The sequence below is a fragment of the Streptomyces sp. NPDC028419 genome, assembly GCF_055565515.1.
Genome location: NZ_JBVHUE010000012.1, coordinates 42,924 through 56,345 on the forward strand (window position 1 = coordinate 42,924; position 13,422 = coordinate 56,345).

Below are 13,422 nucleotides of genomic sequence, written 5' to 3' on the forward strand. Positions count from 1 at the left end.
GAGTGGGTTGTTGCCGTTCCTCTAGCCCCCCCCAAACACGGAGAGCCCCCACGCCCCCCCCCTCTTTTCCCCCCCACCCCCCCCCCTCCCGGTTCCCCCCCCCCCCCCCCCCCCCCCCCCGACGCCGCGGGCCACCATCACGTCGAAGGCGGCGAGCTCGGGTTCGACCAGCGCCTCGCGCAGGGCCCCTTGGAGCTCCTCGTCGTTCATGACCGCGTGGCCGAGGGCCTGGGTGAGGCGGGTGTCACGCCCCGAGGTGCCGGCCGCGATGCGGGCGACCGCGCGGAGGTCCCCGGCGAGGGTTCCGGTGTCCACGGCGACGAGGCTGTGGTCGCTCCGGGCCGAGCGCAGGGCCGCTGCGACCAGGCGCGGCTTGGTCCTCCACTGTCGGTAGAGGGTGGACTTGCCACAATTGGCGCGGGCCGCGACGCCCTCCATGGTCAGGGCCTCGTAGCCGTGCTCGCGGAGCTGTTCGAGGACCGCGTCGAAGAATTCCTGCTCCCGCTCCGGGGTGATCTTGGAGCGGCGCGCGGCGGCCGTCGGCAGGGGCGACGACGTCATGAGCGGCTCTCCTTCGACGGACGGCGGGGCGGGTGGCGGGTGCGGTGCCCTTCGATACGGAAGCGTACCGGAACGCGGCCGTATCGGTACACTCTCGTATCGATACATTGTCGTATCGATAGTCGCAGAGGAAAGAGACCGGGGCATGACCCAGCGCACCACGGCCGTCGGGCGGCCCCGCGCGATACCCGAGCTGTTGCTCGTCGCGGTCCTCTTCGCGGTGTACAAGGGCGGCCGGATGCTGACGGCGGGCCACACCGACGACGCCTTCCGCAACGCGGGCCGCGTCTGGGACGCCGAGCGCGCCCTGGGACTGCCGGGCGAGGGCCGGGTGCAGGACCTGCTGCTGCACAGCGAAGGCGTCGTCCACCTCGCGAACACCTACTACGCGGCCGTCCACTTCCCGGCCACCGCGGCCTTCTTGATCTGGCTGTACCTGCGCCGGCCCGGCCACTACCTGTGGGCCCGCCGCGTGCTCGCGGCGCTCACCGCCGTCGGGCTGGTCGTGCACCTCGGCTTTCCGCTGGCCCCACCGCGGCTGCTGGAGTCGGCGCACCTGATCGACACCGGCCAGGTCTACGGGCCGACCGTCTACGGCGCCGCTCCCGCCCAGGACACCATGGCCAACCAGTTCGCGGCGATGCCCTCGCTGCACTTCGGCTGGGCGCTGATGCTGGCGATCGGCATGATCGCGGTCACCCGGGGGCGGTGGCGGTACCTGTGGCTGCTGCACCCGCTGCTGACCCTGACCGTGATAGTCGGCACGGCCAACCACTACTGGCTGGACGCCGCCGTCGCGACCGCGCTGCTCGGCATCGCCCTGCTGGTGATCCCCGGGCCCGTGACGCGGCGGGCGCCGGAGCGCGGTTCAGGCGCTCCGGGCGACGAGGCCGTGCTCGTGGGCGAGGACGACCGCCTGCGCGCGGCTGGACAGCGCGAGCTTGCTCATGCAGTGGTGCACGTGGGTCTTGACGGTGGCCGGGCTCAGGACCAGCCGGCGCGCGATGTCGGCGTTGGACAGCCCGGCCCCGACCAGGCCGAACACTTCCCGCTCCCGCGGCGTGAGCACGTCCAGCCCGGCCCACGGGGTGCGGAGCACCGGGGCGCAGCTCTCGATCAGACCGGTCAGCGCCCCGGGGCTGAAGAGCATCTCGCCGGCGTGGACGGTCTCGATGGCGGCGAGCAGCCGCTCCGGCGGGGTGTCCTTGACCAGGAACCCACCCGCACCGGCGCGTAGCGCCCGGTAGACGTACTCGTCGGTGCCGAAGGTGGTCAGTACGAGCACCCGCGGGCCCGGACCGGCGGCCGGGTCCGCGGCGGCGGCCGCCAGGATGCGCTCGGTGGTGGCGATCCCGTCGGCGCCCGGCATCCGGATGTCCATGAGGACGACGTCGGGGCGGGTCTCGGCCGCGAGGCGCACCGCCTCCTCGCCGTCCGCCGCCTCGCCGACGGGATCGAAGCCGGGTGCGGCCCGGAGCAACGCGGTCAGCCCCGTCCGGATCAGGAACTGATCGTCGACGACGAGTACAGACGGCATGCGCGCTCCCCCGCTTTCCCGTGCTTACGGTGCTTACCGTGCTGACCGTGCTGACCGATGGGTCCGGACGAGCCGGTTCCGTCGCCCGGCGCTCCTCACCGAGCGGCGACCGGACGGGGCACCGGGACGGTCAGGCTGACCTCGAAGCCGCCTTCCGGGACGAACCGGGTCACCACCGTGCCGTGGTAGATCGTCGCCCGCTCGCGCATGCCGATCAAGCCCTGGCCGCAGGACGGGGACCTGGTGGCCGAAACCCGCTGGGCCGCTCCCTCGTCCCTGACCAGGACCGACACGGAGTCCTTCGCGTAGTGGACGTGGACGGTGGTGCGGGCGGCCGGAGCGTGCTTCATGACGTTGGTCAGCGCCTCCTGGACCACGCGGTACGCGCAGAGGTCGATCCCGGGCGGGAGCGCGTAGGCGCTCCCGGTGACCCGCACCCGCACCGGGACCCCGGCCGCCGAGACGCGCGCCGCGAGCTCTCCGAGACGCCCCAGCCCCGGCACCTCGGGCGCCGGTTCCGCCGCCGCGCCCGGGGCGGCCGGGACCCGGTCGGCCGCGCGCAGGACCACGAGCATCCGGCGCATCTCGGCCAGTGCCTCGCGGGCACTGGCCGCGATGACGTCGAGGGCGGAGCGCGCCGTCGCCGGGTCGGTGGTGACCACGTACCCCGCCACACCGGTCTGGACGGCGATCACCGAGACGTGGTGCGCGATCACGTCGTGCAGTTCGCGGGCGATCTGGATGCGTTCCTCCATCACGGCCCGGCGCGCCTTCTCCTCCTGCTCCCGGCGCAGCCGCAGGGTCAGCTCGCGCAGGCGCCGGGCCCCGTCGCCCGCCTTCCAGCCGACGATCGTGGCGGTCGCGACGAAGCCGGCGCTGAGGGCGCCGATCCCCGGTTCGGCCAGCCGCGAGCCCCACAGCTCGACGCCGAACACCAGGACGGCGCAGCTGACCGAAACCCGCCGCTCCCGGCGCGCGGCGACCGTGTAGAGGGGGAGCAACAGGCAGCCGACGGCGGGTACGTGGTAGTAGCCGAGGGTGAAGTAGCAGGCCGTCCACAGCGCCGTGTTGACGAGCACGGCCGCCGGGAAGCGGCGCCGCAGCACCTGCGGCAGGAGGATCGCGCCCAGCAGTACGTAGGCGAGGAGGTCGCTGTCGCGCCAGTAGCCGTTCGGGTCGGGCCAGTTGCCGAGCATCGTGGTGGAGATCCACAGCACCCCGAGCGCGTAGACGACGTCCCCGGCGATCGGCAGCGCCGCCCGGATCCGGACGACCACCGGATGTGCCGACACCGGCGCCGACGATCTCCCGCGCGAAGAACCCCGCACGTCACCCCCCTCAGGACCACTCATCGTTGTACAGGGTCTACACCCAGGGGGGTAGGCGCGTTTCAACCCGCGGATGGGCGAGCACGCCCCCTCGGCACACGTACGTTCTCCGCATCGACACGTCGACCACGACCGCACCGGTTCCGCGGGCGCCCCGCCCGCAGCAGACCCTGCTCCCGGGGACTCCGTACGGCCGTGCCCGTTCGGGGGCGGGCACGGCCGCACGGAAGGGGTGGCGCCCCTCAGGCAGGCGAGGCGGAATCCGATGCAGAAACGATGCGAGTTGAAGGGGCCGGTGGTGCTCACGAGGCTGGGTCCATGGACCTCAAGGAGCACCGGGACCTCGGACGAGCCCACCGCGCCGGCGCGGACGACGCCGGCGACGACGCCGAGGACGCCCGGCTCGCGGCGCTCTTCCTCGCCGGCGACGAGGACGGCATGACGGCCGTCTACCTCCGCTGGCGCCCGCTCGTGCACTCCCTCGCCCGCCGCTGGCTGGGGGACGAACGGGAGGCCGAGGACGTGACCCAGCAGGTGTTCCTCGCCGCCTGGCGCGGCCGCGGCGGCTATCGGCCGGGCAGCGGCGATCTGGGCGGCTGGCTGGTCGGCATCACCCGCCACAAGGTGGCGGACGCACTGGCCGCGCGCACCCGGCGGGCCCGGGCGGTGGCCGCGGCCGGGACCCTGTGCGCGGGCGCGGCGCCGTCCGCGGGCGCGGCGGGTCCGGAGCAGGCCCTGGACCGGGTGTTCGTCCTGGGCGAGCTGGCCCGGCTGCCCTCCGCCCAGCAGCGGATCCTGCGGCTGGCGTACTACGGGGACCTGACCCAGACCCAGATCGCGGCCCGCACCGGGATGCCGCTGGGGACGGTCAAGAGTCACACGCGGCGCGCGCTGCAGTGCCTGCGGAGCGCCCTGCAGGCGCAGCCGCTGCCAGCGCCTCGATGACCTCGACGGCCGAGCGCAGCGCGTGGAGCCGGTCCGCGCCCGGCATCGGCGGGCCGCCCGCGCCCCAGCCCGGGCCCGCGAGGAGCAGTCGCGGGTGGGCGCGCGCGCCGCGCAGTCCCCATTCGACGGCGGAGACCGACCGCACCAGCGAGCGGTCCGCCGTCGTGCGGACCTGGGACCAGAGCACGACGGCGCAGGGCCCGGTCCGGCGGACCGCTTCGAGCAGCGCGTCGGCGGGCAGCGCGGGACCGAACATCCGCACCGGCAGGCCCCGTTCGCCGAGCGCCGCGCAGAGCGCCTCCAGCGGGAGGCTGTGCGACTCCCCCGGCGCGCAGGCGAGGAGCACCGGAGCCCGACCCGGGCCTTCGGCGGCGGGCCGCACCCGGCCCAGCGCACCGGAGACGTGCCAGGACAGCAGGTGCTCCACCTCCACGTAACGCTCCCCCGAGGAGGCCCACTTGCGGCCGACCGCGTGCAGGGTGGGGGCGATGATCTCCTCCCAGGCGGTGACGGGCCCGTGCGCGGCCAGGGCCGCCTCCAGCAGCCCCGCCACCGCGGGCGCGTCCAGTCGTACGGCGGCCCGCGCGAGCCCGCGGCACTCGGGGCGGACCTCCCCCAGCGGCAGCGCGTTGCGCCCGCCCGGCGCCTTGGCAACGGGCCGCGCGAGCGGCGCGGAGGGCGCGGGTGGCGGCGGGGCGGAGGCCGGGGCGGCCGCCGGAGCCGCTGCGGCGGGGCCGGCGAGGGCGGCGCGGGCGGCTTCGGCGGGCGGCACCCCCTGGGAGGTCAGGTGGCACATCAGTTCCAGGCGGGCGATGTCGTCCGGGGTCCAGCGGCGGTGCCTGCCGTCCTCCCGGCGGGCGGGGCCGATCGAGTAACGCCGCTCCCAGGAGCGCAGGGTGGTGGGCGAGACGCCCAGGCGCCGGGCGACGGCGCCGGTGCTCAGCGGCCACGGCACGGGCGGCGGCTCCGGGGTGGGGTGCGCACGGTCCACTCCCGTCACGATACGGCCCTGCGCCCCGCGGTCGGCCACGGAACCGTCCGTCACGATGCGGCGCGGGCCTGCTTGAAGCGGCCCAGCGCGTCGGCGAGGTTCACCACCGGGTCCGGATAGTCGTACCGGGCGCGCTCCAGCCCGGTCAGCCGCCAGGGCTCGAAGACCTCGGGCGCGGGCAGGTCCGCCAGCTCCGGCACCCAGCGGTGGACGTAGTGGCCGTGCGGGTCGTAGCGCCGGGCCTGTCGGACGGGGTTGAGGACCCGGTTGGGCCGGGTGTCGGTGCCGGTCCCAGCCACCCACTGCCAGTTGAGCTGGTTGTTCGCGAGGTCCCCGTCGACGAGCAGGTCCAGGAAGTGCCGGGCGCCGGTGCGCCAGTCGACGTACAGCGTCTTGGCGAGGAAGCTCGCGGCGAGCAGCCGGCCCCGGTTGTGCATCCAGCCCTCGTGCCGCAGCTGGCGCATGGCCGCGTCGACGACCGGGTAGCCGGTGCGGCCCTCCTTCCAGGCCTCGACCTCCTCGGCGGCCGCCGCGCCGGTGCGCCAGTGGTCGTGGCGGACCCGGTAGTCCACGTGCGCGACGGCCGGGCGGGCCGCGAGCACCTGGTGGTGGAAGTCCCGCCAGCACAGCTGCCGCACGAAGGCCTCCGCGCCGGGGCCGCCCACCGCCCGCGCCCGGTGGACGCACTCCGCGGGCGAGAGGGTGCCGAAGTGCAGGTGGGGGGAGAGCCGGGAGGTGGCGTCGCCGGCCATGTCGTCGTGCACGTCCTCGTAGCGCGCCACGCCGTCGCGCAGCCAGGCGGCGAACCGGGACCGGGCCTCGTCCTCGCCGCCGCGGGCCAGGCCCGGCGAGGTGCCGCGCACGGCGGACCGTTCGGGCAGCGGCTCCGAGCCCACCCCCTCGGGCACCCGGATCGCGCGCGGGGCGCGCGCGACGGGCTGCGGGGGCCGGTCGGACCAGCGGCGGAAGTAGGGGGTGAAGACCGCGAAGTGGTCCGAGCCCGCCGGCGTCACGGCGCCGGGGGCGAGCGCCGTCACCACCGCGTCGTGCACGTAGAGCCGCCGCCCCTCGCGCTCCAGCGCGGCGCGCAGCTTCTCCTCCCGGCCGTGGGCGTAGGCGCTGACCCCGGCCGCCATGTGGACCTCGTCCGCATCGGCCTCGCGGACCACCGCGCACACCTGGTCGACCACGTCCCCGGAGCGCACGACGAGGCGACCGCCGCGCTCGCGCAGTCCGGCGTCGAGGGCGACCAGGCAGTCGGCGAGGAAGGCGAGCCGGTTGGGCGCGGTGAATCCGGTCGCCTCGACGCCCCGGTCCCGGACGAACAGCGGCACCACCTCGGCGGAGGAGGAGAGCGCGGCCCGCATCGGCGGATGGTCATGCAGGCGCAGGTCGGAGGTGTAGAGGACGACCGCGACGTTCATGGACGGGCTCCGCGTCAGGATGGGGGGCGACTGTCGTGCGGTACTTCGGCCCCGCCGGTCCCTTCGGATGCGGCCGGGGGGACCGGGGGCGCGGGGAGGGCGGCCGCCGCGCGGGCGATGTTGCGGGCCATGCCGCCGAAGACCACCGCGTGGAAGGGGGACACGCTCCACCAGTAGAGGTGCCCGAGGAGCCCGCGCGGGTGGAACAGGGCGCGCTGGCGGAACCGGGCACCGGGGTGCCCGCCCGCCGGGGCCGGGCCCCGGCCGTCCTCGTCGACGTACAGCTCCAGCCAGGCGAGCCCCGGCAGCCGCATCTCGGCGCGCAGCCGCAGCAGCCGCCCCGGTTCGATCTCCTCGACCCGCCAGAAGTCGAGGGAGTCCCCCACCCGCAGCCGGGCCGCGTCGCGCCGGCCGCGCCGGATCCCGGCCCCGCCGACGAGCCGGTCGAGCCAGCCCCGTACCGCCCAGGCCAGCGGGAAGGAGTACCAGCCGTTCTCCCCGCCGATCCCCTCCACCACCCGCCACAGCGCCTGCGGCGAGGCGTCCACCTCGCGCTCCCGGCAGTCGGTGTAGAGGCTGCCGCCGGCCCAGTCCGGGTCGGTGGGCAGCGGATCGCTCGGGGCGCCGGGGAGCGAGGCCGAGGACCAGCGGGTGCTGACGTCCGCCTCGCGCACCCGGCGCAGGGCCAGTGTCAGGGCCTGGTCGAAGCCGATCGGGGTGCCGGGCGGATCGGGGACGTACCGCGCGATGTCGTGCTCGTCGCAGACCACCTCGTGGCGCAGGGACTCGGCCAGCGGCCGGGCCAGCGCCCGCGGCACGGGCGTGACCAGGCCGATCCAGTGGCTGGACAGGCGCGGGGTGAGCATCGGGACGCGCAGGATCAGCCGGTGCGGCAGACCGGCGACGACGGCGTAGCGCCGCATCATCTGCTCGTAGGTGACCACGTCCGGCCCGCCGATGTCGAAGGCGCGGCTGACGTCGGCGGGCATGGTGGCGGAGCCGACGAGGTAGCGCAGCACGTCGCGGACGGCGATCGGTTGGATGCGGGTGCCGACCCAGCTCGGGGTGACCATCACCGGGAGCCGCTCGGTGAGGTAGCGCAGCATCTCGAAGGAGGCCGAACCGGAGCCGATGATGACCGCGGCGCGCAGCACGGTGGTGGGGACGCCCGAGCCGAGGAGGATCTCGCCGACCTCGGCCCGTGAGCGCAGGTGCGGGGAGAGCTCGCGCGGCGGGACCCCGGCCGGGGTCAGGCCGCCGAGGTAGACGATCCGGCGGACTCCGGCCGCGCGGGCCCGGGCGGCGAAGATCCGGGCGGCGCGGCGGTCCCGCTCCTCGAAGCCGGGGCCGGTGCCGAGGGCGTGCACGAGGTAGTAGGCGACGTCGATCCCGCGCAGGGCGTCGGCCACCGAGTCCGCGTCGGAGACGTCGCCGCGCACCACCTCGGCGCGGCCGGCCCAGGGATGGTCGCGCAGCCGTTCGGGCGAGCGGGCCATGCAGCGGACCCGGTGGCCCGCGTCCAGGAGCTCGGGCACCAGCCGGCCGCCGATGTATCCGGTGGCACCGGTGACCAGGCAGGACAGCCCGCCGGTGGTGGTCGCGTGGTCGACCATCGCTCTCTCCCTTCGGCACTGCCGATCCCCCTGTCGGCCGGACCTTCCCATGGTGCTTCGCGGCGGGCGGGGAGGACGGATGCGGCGCGGTCCCACATTGGGCCGAATGCCGGGGCATCCGAAACGGCTCCGGCTCCGAAGTACGGGTACGGGGGCGTCCGGCCCGCGTCGGCCGACCACCGGGGCCGCGACCACCGACGGCGAGGGAACACGATGACGCAGCGAGGACAGGGGCGGCCGCGCACGGCGGTGATCGGCGGGGGCGTGTCCGGGCTGACCGCGGCGTACGTGCTCGCGCGCGCCCACGACGTGACCCTCTACGAGGCCGACGACCGGCTCGGCGGGCACGCGCACACCCACGAGGTCACGGGGTCCGACGGGGTGGTCCGGTCCGTGGACTCGGGCTTCATCGTGCACAACGACCGCACCTACCCGCAGTTGCTGAGGCTCTTCGGCGAGCTGGGGGTGGCCACCCGGAGCACCAGCATGAGCATGTCCGTGCACTGCGAGGGGTGCGGGCTGGAGTACGCGGGGGCCCGCGGTCCCCGCGGTCTGTTCGCCCGACCGCGCAATGCCGCGGACCCGGCGTACCTGGGGATGTTGGCGCGGGTTCCGGTGTTCCACCGGCGCGCGCGCCAGCTGTTGGCGGCCCCGCCGGGCGACGACCCGACGCTCGGCGAGTTCCTGCGCCGGCACCGCTTCGGCGCCTATTTCAGCGCCCACTTCGCCATTCCGCTGGTGTCCTGCGTGTGGTCCTGTCCGGAGGACACCGCGCTGCGCTACCCGGCCCGGTACCTGTTCCGCTTCCTGGACCACCACGGCATGCTGTCGGTCGGCGGCTCGCCGAACTGGCGCACCGTGAGCGGTGGTTCGGCCCGGTACGTGCGCCTGGTGCGCGACGCGCTGGGCACGGCGGCGGTGCGGACCTCGACTCCGGTGCGGGCGCTGGCCCGTGGCGCTCAGGGGGTGCGGGTCACCGGCGACGACGGCACGTGGGCGACGTACGACTCGGTGGTGGTCGCCGTGCACGCGGACCGCGCCCTCGCCCTGCTGGCCGATCCCACGCCGGCCGAACGCGCGACGCTCGGGGCGTTCGCGTACTCCCGCAACCGAACCGTGCTGCACACCGACGCGTCCGTGCTGCCGAGCGGCCCGCGCGCCCGGGCCTGTTGGAACTTCCGGCTCTCGGGCTGCCGGCCGGGCGACGCGCGGGTCCGGGTGAGCTACGACATGAACCGGCTGCAGGGGCTGGACGGGCCCGAGTCCTACGTCGTCACGCTGAACGCCGACGGGCGGGTGCGGCCGGATCTGGTCCTGGCCGAGATGGACTACGCGCACCCCGTCTACACGCCGGAATCGGTGGCCGCGCAGCAACGCCTGCCCGGGCTGTCGGGGCCGGTGACGGCCTTCGCCGGGGCCTACCACGGCTGGGGGTTCCACGAGGACGGCTGCCGTTCGGGGGCCGCGGCGGCCGCCGCGCTGGGGGTGGAGTGGTGAGGGCCCCGATCCGTGCGGCCGACCCCGTGCCCGCGCCCGCCGGGGACGGCGTCGCGCCCGCGCTGTACCCGTCGGTGATCACCCACGTGCGTTCCGGGCCCCGCCCCTACGCGCTGCACCAGCGCACCTCGCTGTGGCTGGTGGACCTCGACCGGCTGCCGCGGCTGCCCCGGGCGCTGCGCGCGCTGGCCCGGTTCGACGCGCGGGACCACTTCGGCGGGGACCTGCCCTCGATCCGGGCGGGGTTGGACCGGTTCCTCGCCGCGCGGGGCGCGCCGACCGCGGGCGGACGGGTGCTGATGCTCGCGCACCCCCGGGTCTTCGGGCACGTCTTCAATCCGCTGTCCGTCTTCTGGTGCCACGGCCCGGACGGCGAGCTGCGCCACGTGGTCGCCGAGGTGCACAACACCTACGGCGGGCGGCACTGCTACCTGTTGGGACCCGAAGCGGCCACCGGCGCCGGGCACGCCCGCAAGGAGTTCTACGTCTCGCCCTTCCTGCCGGTCTCCGGGGACTACCGGATGCGGCTGCCGGTGCCGGGTGAGCGGCTCGTCCTGACCGTCCGCCTCGACACCGGGGCCGGCACCGGGCTGACCGCGACCGTCCGCGGCGCGCGCCGGCCCGCCGACCCGGCCGGGGTGCTGCGCGCGGCACTGCGCCGCCCCTGGCCCACCGCCGCCGTCTCGCTCGGCATCCGCTTCCACGGCATCCGGCTGTGGTTGCGCGGTGTGCCCGTACAGCCCCGTCCCCCGCACGTCCCCCAGGAGGGTGTGAAGTGAGCACGCGCACGACGTCCACCACGGTCCCGAGCCCGACCGCGCCCGGGGCCCCGCCCGCCGCCGACGGTGCTCCGGTCGTCCCCGCCGCCCCGCCGGTGCCCCGGTGCTCGCGCGTGCGGGCCGCCGTCGGCGGGCTGCTGATCCGGCGGGCCCTGGACCGGCTGCCGCTGACCGTCCGGCTGGCCCCGGAGGGTGCCGCCGCGGCGACCTTGGGGCGGGGCGGCCCGGAGCTCTCGGTGCGGGATCCGCGGGCGTTCGTACGCCGGATCGCCACGGGCGGCCTGATCGGCTTCGGCGAGTCGTACCAGGCCGGTGAGTGGGACGCGCCGGACCCGGTGGCGGTGCTGACCGTCCTCGCGGGGAACGTCGCGTCGCTGATCCCGCCGTCCTTGCAGCGGTTGCGGGGTCTGTGGGCCGCCCGTCACCCCGACGCCGACCGCAACACCCCGGGCGGCGCGCGCAGCAACATCCGGCGCCACTACGACCTGTCCAACGAGCTGTTCGCCGAGTTCCTGGACCCCACCATGACCTACTCCTCCGCCGTGTTCGGCGCACTGCCCGCCGACTGGTCGGGGCTGGCCGCGGCCCAGCACCGGAAGATCGACATGCTCCTCGACCGGGCCGGGGTCGGCCCGGGCACCCGGTTGCTGGAGATCGGCACCGGTTGGGGGGAACTGGCGATCCGGGCCGCCGAGCGCGGCGCCCAGGTCGTCTCGCTCACCCTCTCCCGGGAGCAGCGGGCGCTCGCCGAGCGGCGCATCGCGGCCGCGGGCCTGACCGCGCGGGCCGAGGTGCGGCTGTGCGACTACCGCGAGGCGCGGGGGAGCTACGACGCGATCGTGAGCGTCGAGATGATCGAAGCCGTGGGCGCCGAGTACTGGCCGACGTACTTCGCCGCGCTGGACCGGCTGCTCGCGCCGGGCGGGCGGGTGGCGCTCCAGGCGATCACCATGCCGCACGACCGGATGCTGGCCACCCGCACCACCTACACCTGGATCCAGAAGTACATCTTCCCCGGCGGGATGCTGCCGTCGGTGCGGGCGGTGGAGGACCTCGCGCGGGCGCACACGCGGCTGCGGGTGGAGCGGTGCGAGGGCTACGGCGCGCACTACGCGCAGACGCTCCGGTTGTGGCGGGAGCGCTTCGGCGAGCGCTCCGAGCGGGTCGGCGCGCTGGGCTTCGACGCGGCCTTCCGCCGGATGTGGACCTTCTACCTCGCCTATTCGGAGGCCGGGTTCGCCTCCGGTTACCTGGACGTGCACCAGATCGTGCTGGCCGAGCGGGACGGAGGCCGCTGATGGAATGGGCCGCCTTCGCGTCCGGCCTGCCGGTGACGGCGGGCACGGCCCTCGCCGTGATGCTGGTCGCCTTCGCGCTGGGGGTGCGCCTCGGGCGGCACCGCGGGGTGGACGTGGCGTGGGGCGCGGCCTTCGCCGCGGTCGCGCTGGCGTCGTACGCCGCTTCCGCCGGGCACGGGGACGGCGGGCGCAGGCTGCTGTTGACCCTGCTCACCGTGGTGTGGGGGCTGCGGCTGGCCGGGCACATCGCCGCGCGCGGGCGCGGCCACGGCGAGGACGCGCGGTACGAGCGGATGCTGGCCCGCGCGGGGGCGGCGGGCTCGCGCGGGCGGAACCTGTACGCGCTGCGCATGGTCTACCTGCTCCAGGCGGCCCTGGTGTGGCTGGTGTCGCTGCCGGTGCAGGCGGGGCAGTACGTGACGGGCCCGACGGGGCCGCTCGCGGTGGTCGGGAGCGCGCTGTGGCTGCTCGGGATCACCTTCGAGGCGGTCGGCGACCACCAGTTGGCCCGGTTCAAGGCGGACCCGGCGAACCGGGGCCGGATCATGGACCGGGGCCTGTGGTCCTGGACCCGGCACCCGAACTACTTCGGGGACTTCTGCGTCTGGTGGGGCCTCTTCCTGATCATCTGCGACTCCCCCGGCGCGGCCGCGGCGACGGTCGTGGCGCCGCTGGTCATGTCGTACCTGCTCACGGCCGGCAGCGGCAAGGCACTGCTGGAGCGGCACATGGCGGGGCGTCCCGGGTACGCGGAGTACCTGGAGCGGACCAGCGGGTTCTTCCCCCGGCCACCGCGCGGGCGGCACTGAGGGGTACGGGCGGGACGGGCCGGCGGGGCGGACGGGGGCAGGCTCCGGCGGGCCGTCGGCGACCTGGGCGGTCGTCGCCCGTGCCATTGGTACAGTCCGGGAGCCATCGCGACGCCCGACGGAAGGCCCCCGGACCCATGGCCGTGGACGAGCTGGACACCCGGATCCTGCGGCTGCTGATCGAGGAGCCGCGCACCAGCCTGCGCGAGTACGCGCGCCGCCTGGGCGTGGCACGCGGCACCCTCCAGGCTCGCCTCGACCGGCTGGAGCGGACCGGGGTGATCACGGGCACGGGTCCGGTGCTGTCCCCCGCGGCGCTCGGGCACCCGGTTCTGGCGTTCGTGCACATCGAGGTCACGCAGGGGCACCTGGACGAGGTCGGCGAAGCGCTGGCCGCCGTGCCGGAGATCATCGAGGCCTTCTCGATCACCGGTGGCGGCGACCTGCTGACCCGGGTGGCGGCCCGGGACAACGCCCACCTGGAGGACGTGATCCAGGGGCTGATCCGGCTGCCGGGCGTGGTCCGCACCCGCACCGAGGTGGCGCTGCGCGAGCGGGTCGCGCACCGGCTGCTCCCCCTCGTCGAGTCCGTGGGCCGGTCCGCTCGCAAACCCTGACAGGATGGACGGGACACGTACGC

Annotated in this window: 12 protein-coding genes and 1 pseudogene; 7 read left to right on the forward strand and 6 right to left on the reverse strand. The window is 75.4% G+C overall.

The window, feature by feature from the left end; translation table 11 throughout:
* Positions 1-21: 21 nt before the first annotated feature.
* Positions 22-561 carry a TetR/AcrR family transcriptional regulator gene (locus ACZ4UB_RS16195; protein ID WP_468070649.1) on the reverse strand — a complete coding sequence of 180 codons (540 nt, stop codon included), beginning with the start codon at positions 559-561 and terminating at the stop codon, positions 22-24.
* A gap of 145 nt (positions 562-706) precedes the next feature.
* Here ACZ4UB_RS16195 and ACZ4UB_RS16200 point away from each other — a divergent pair.
* Positions 707-1,465: pseudogene (locus ACZ4UB_RS16200) on the forward strand (phosphatase PAP2 family protein); the annotation flags it as partial.
* Here the strand turns inward: ACZ4UB_RS16200 and ACZ4UB_RS16205 are convergent.
* The gene (locus tag ACZ4UB_RS16205) at positions 1,430-2,098 is read right to left on the reverse strand and encodes a response regulator (RefSeq protein ID WP_468070650.1); all 669 of its coding nucleotides are present in this window, start codon (positions 2,096-2,098) and stop codon (positions 1,430-1,432) included. The pseudogene ACZ4UB_RS16200 and the gene ACZ4UB_RS16205 sit on opposite strands and share 36 nt — an antisense overlap.
* Before the next feature lie 95 nt (positions 2,099-2,193).
* Complete coding sequence (locus tag ACZ4UB_RS16210) at positions 2,194-3,390, reverse strand: sensor histidine kinase (RefSeq protein ID WP_468070651.1); 1,197 nt, start codon at positions 3,388-3,390, stop codon at positions 2,194-2,196.
* A 354-nt stretch (positions 3,391-3,744) separates the two neighbouring features.
* On the opposite strand from ACZ4UB_RS16210, the gene ACZ4UB_RS16215 reads away from it, so the two are divergent.
* Positions 3,745-4,371: an RNA polymerase sigma factor gene (locus ACZ4UB_RS16215; protein ID WP_468070652.1), complete on the forward strand. Its 627-nt coding sequence runs from the start codon at positions 3,745-3,747 to the stop codon at positions 4,369-4,371.
* On the opposite strand, the gene ACZ4UB_RS16220 is transcribed toward ACZ4UB_RS16215, so the two are convergent.
* The 3 genes from ACZ4UB_RS16220 to ACZ4UB_RS16230 are packed head-to-tail and all read right to left on the reverse strand — an operon-like array spanning position 4,295 to position 8,399.
* A complete protein-coding gene (locus tag ACZ4UB_RS16220) occupies positions 4,295-5,362 on the reverse strand; it encodes a MerR family transcriptional regulator (RefSeq protein WP_468070653.1) in 1,068 nt (355 codons plus the stop codon). The genes ACZ4UB_RS16215 and ACZ4UB_RS16220 overlap by 77 nt on opposite strands.
* 50 nt (positions 5,363-5,412) lie before the next feature.
* Complete coding sequence (locus tag ACZ4UB_RS16225; RefSeq protein WP_468070654.1) at positions 5,413-6,786, reverse strand: cryptochrome/photolyase family protein; 1,374 nt, start codon at positions 6,784-6,786, stop codon at positions 5,413-5,415.
* A gap of 14 nt (positions 6,787-6,800) precedes the next feature.
* Entirely contained in the window at positions 6,801-8,399 is a 1,599-nt protein-coding gene (locus ACZ4UB_RS16230) for an SDR family oxidoreductase (RefSeq protein WP_468070655.1), read from the reverse strand.
* A gap of 213 nt (positions 8,400-8,612) precedes the next feature.
* Between ACZ4UB_RS16230 and ACZ4UB_RS16235 the strand changes: the two genes are divergently transcribed.
* The 5 genes from ACZ4UB_RS16235 to ACZ4UB_RS16255 all read left to right on the forward strand — a co-directional run bounded on the left by ACZ4UB_RS16235 (position 8,613) and on the right by ACZ4UB_RS16255 (position 13,399).
* Complete coding sequence (locus tag ACZ4UB_RS16235) at positions 8,613-9,896, forward strand: NAD(P)/FAD-dependent oxidoreductase (RefSeq protein ID WP_468070656.1); 1,284 nt, start codon at positions 8,613-8,615, stop codon at positions 9,894-9,896.
* Positions 9,893-10,675, forward strand: a complete 783-nt coding sequence (locus ACZ4UB_RS16240; protein WP_468070657.1) for a DUF1365 domain-containing protein — start codon at positions 9,893-9,895, stop codon at positions 10,673-10,675. Before ACZ4UB_RS16235 ends, ACZ4UB_RS16240 begins: the two co-directional genes overlap by 4 nt.
* On the forward strand, positions 10,672-11,973 hold the full coding sequence (locus ACZ4UB_RS16245) for a class I SAM-dependent methyltransferase (RefSeq protein WP_468070658.1): 1,302 nt from the start codon (positions 10,672-10,674) through the stop codon (positions 11,971-11,973). Before ACZ4UB_RS16240 ends, ACZ4UB_RS16245 begins: the two co-directional genes overlap by 4 nt.
* Positions 11,973-12,782 (forward strand): DUF1295 domain-containing protein, encoded by an 810-nt coding sequence (locus tag ACZ4UB_RS16250; protein ID WP_468070659.1) that lies wholly within the window; start codon positions 11,973-11,975, stop codon positions 12,780-12,782. Before ACZ4UB_RS16245 ends, ACZ4UB_RS16250 begins: the two co-directional genes overlap by 1 nt.
* A 137-nt stretch (positions 12,783-12,919) precedes the next feature.
* On the forward strand, positions 12,920-13,399 hold the full coding sequence (locus ACZ4UB_RS16255) for an Lrp/AsnC family transcriptional regulator (RefSeq protein ID WP_354379367.1): 480 nt from the start codon (positions 12,920-12,922) through the stop codon (positions 13,397-13,399).
* Positions 13,400-13,422 lie beyond the last annotated feature (23 nt).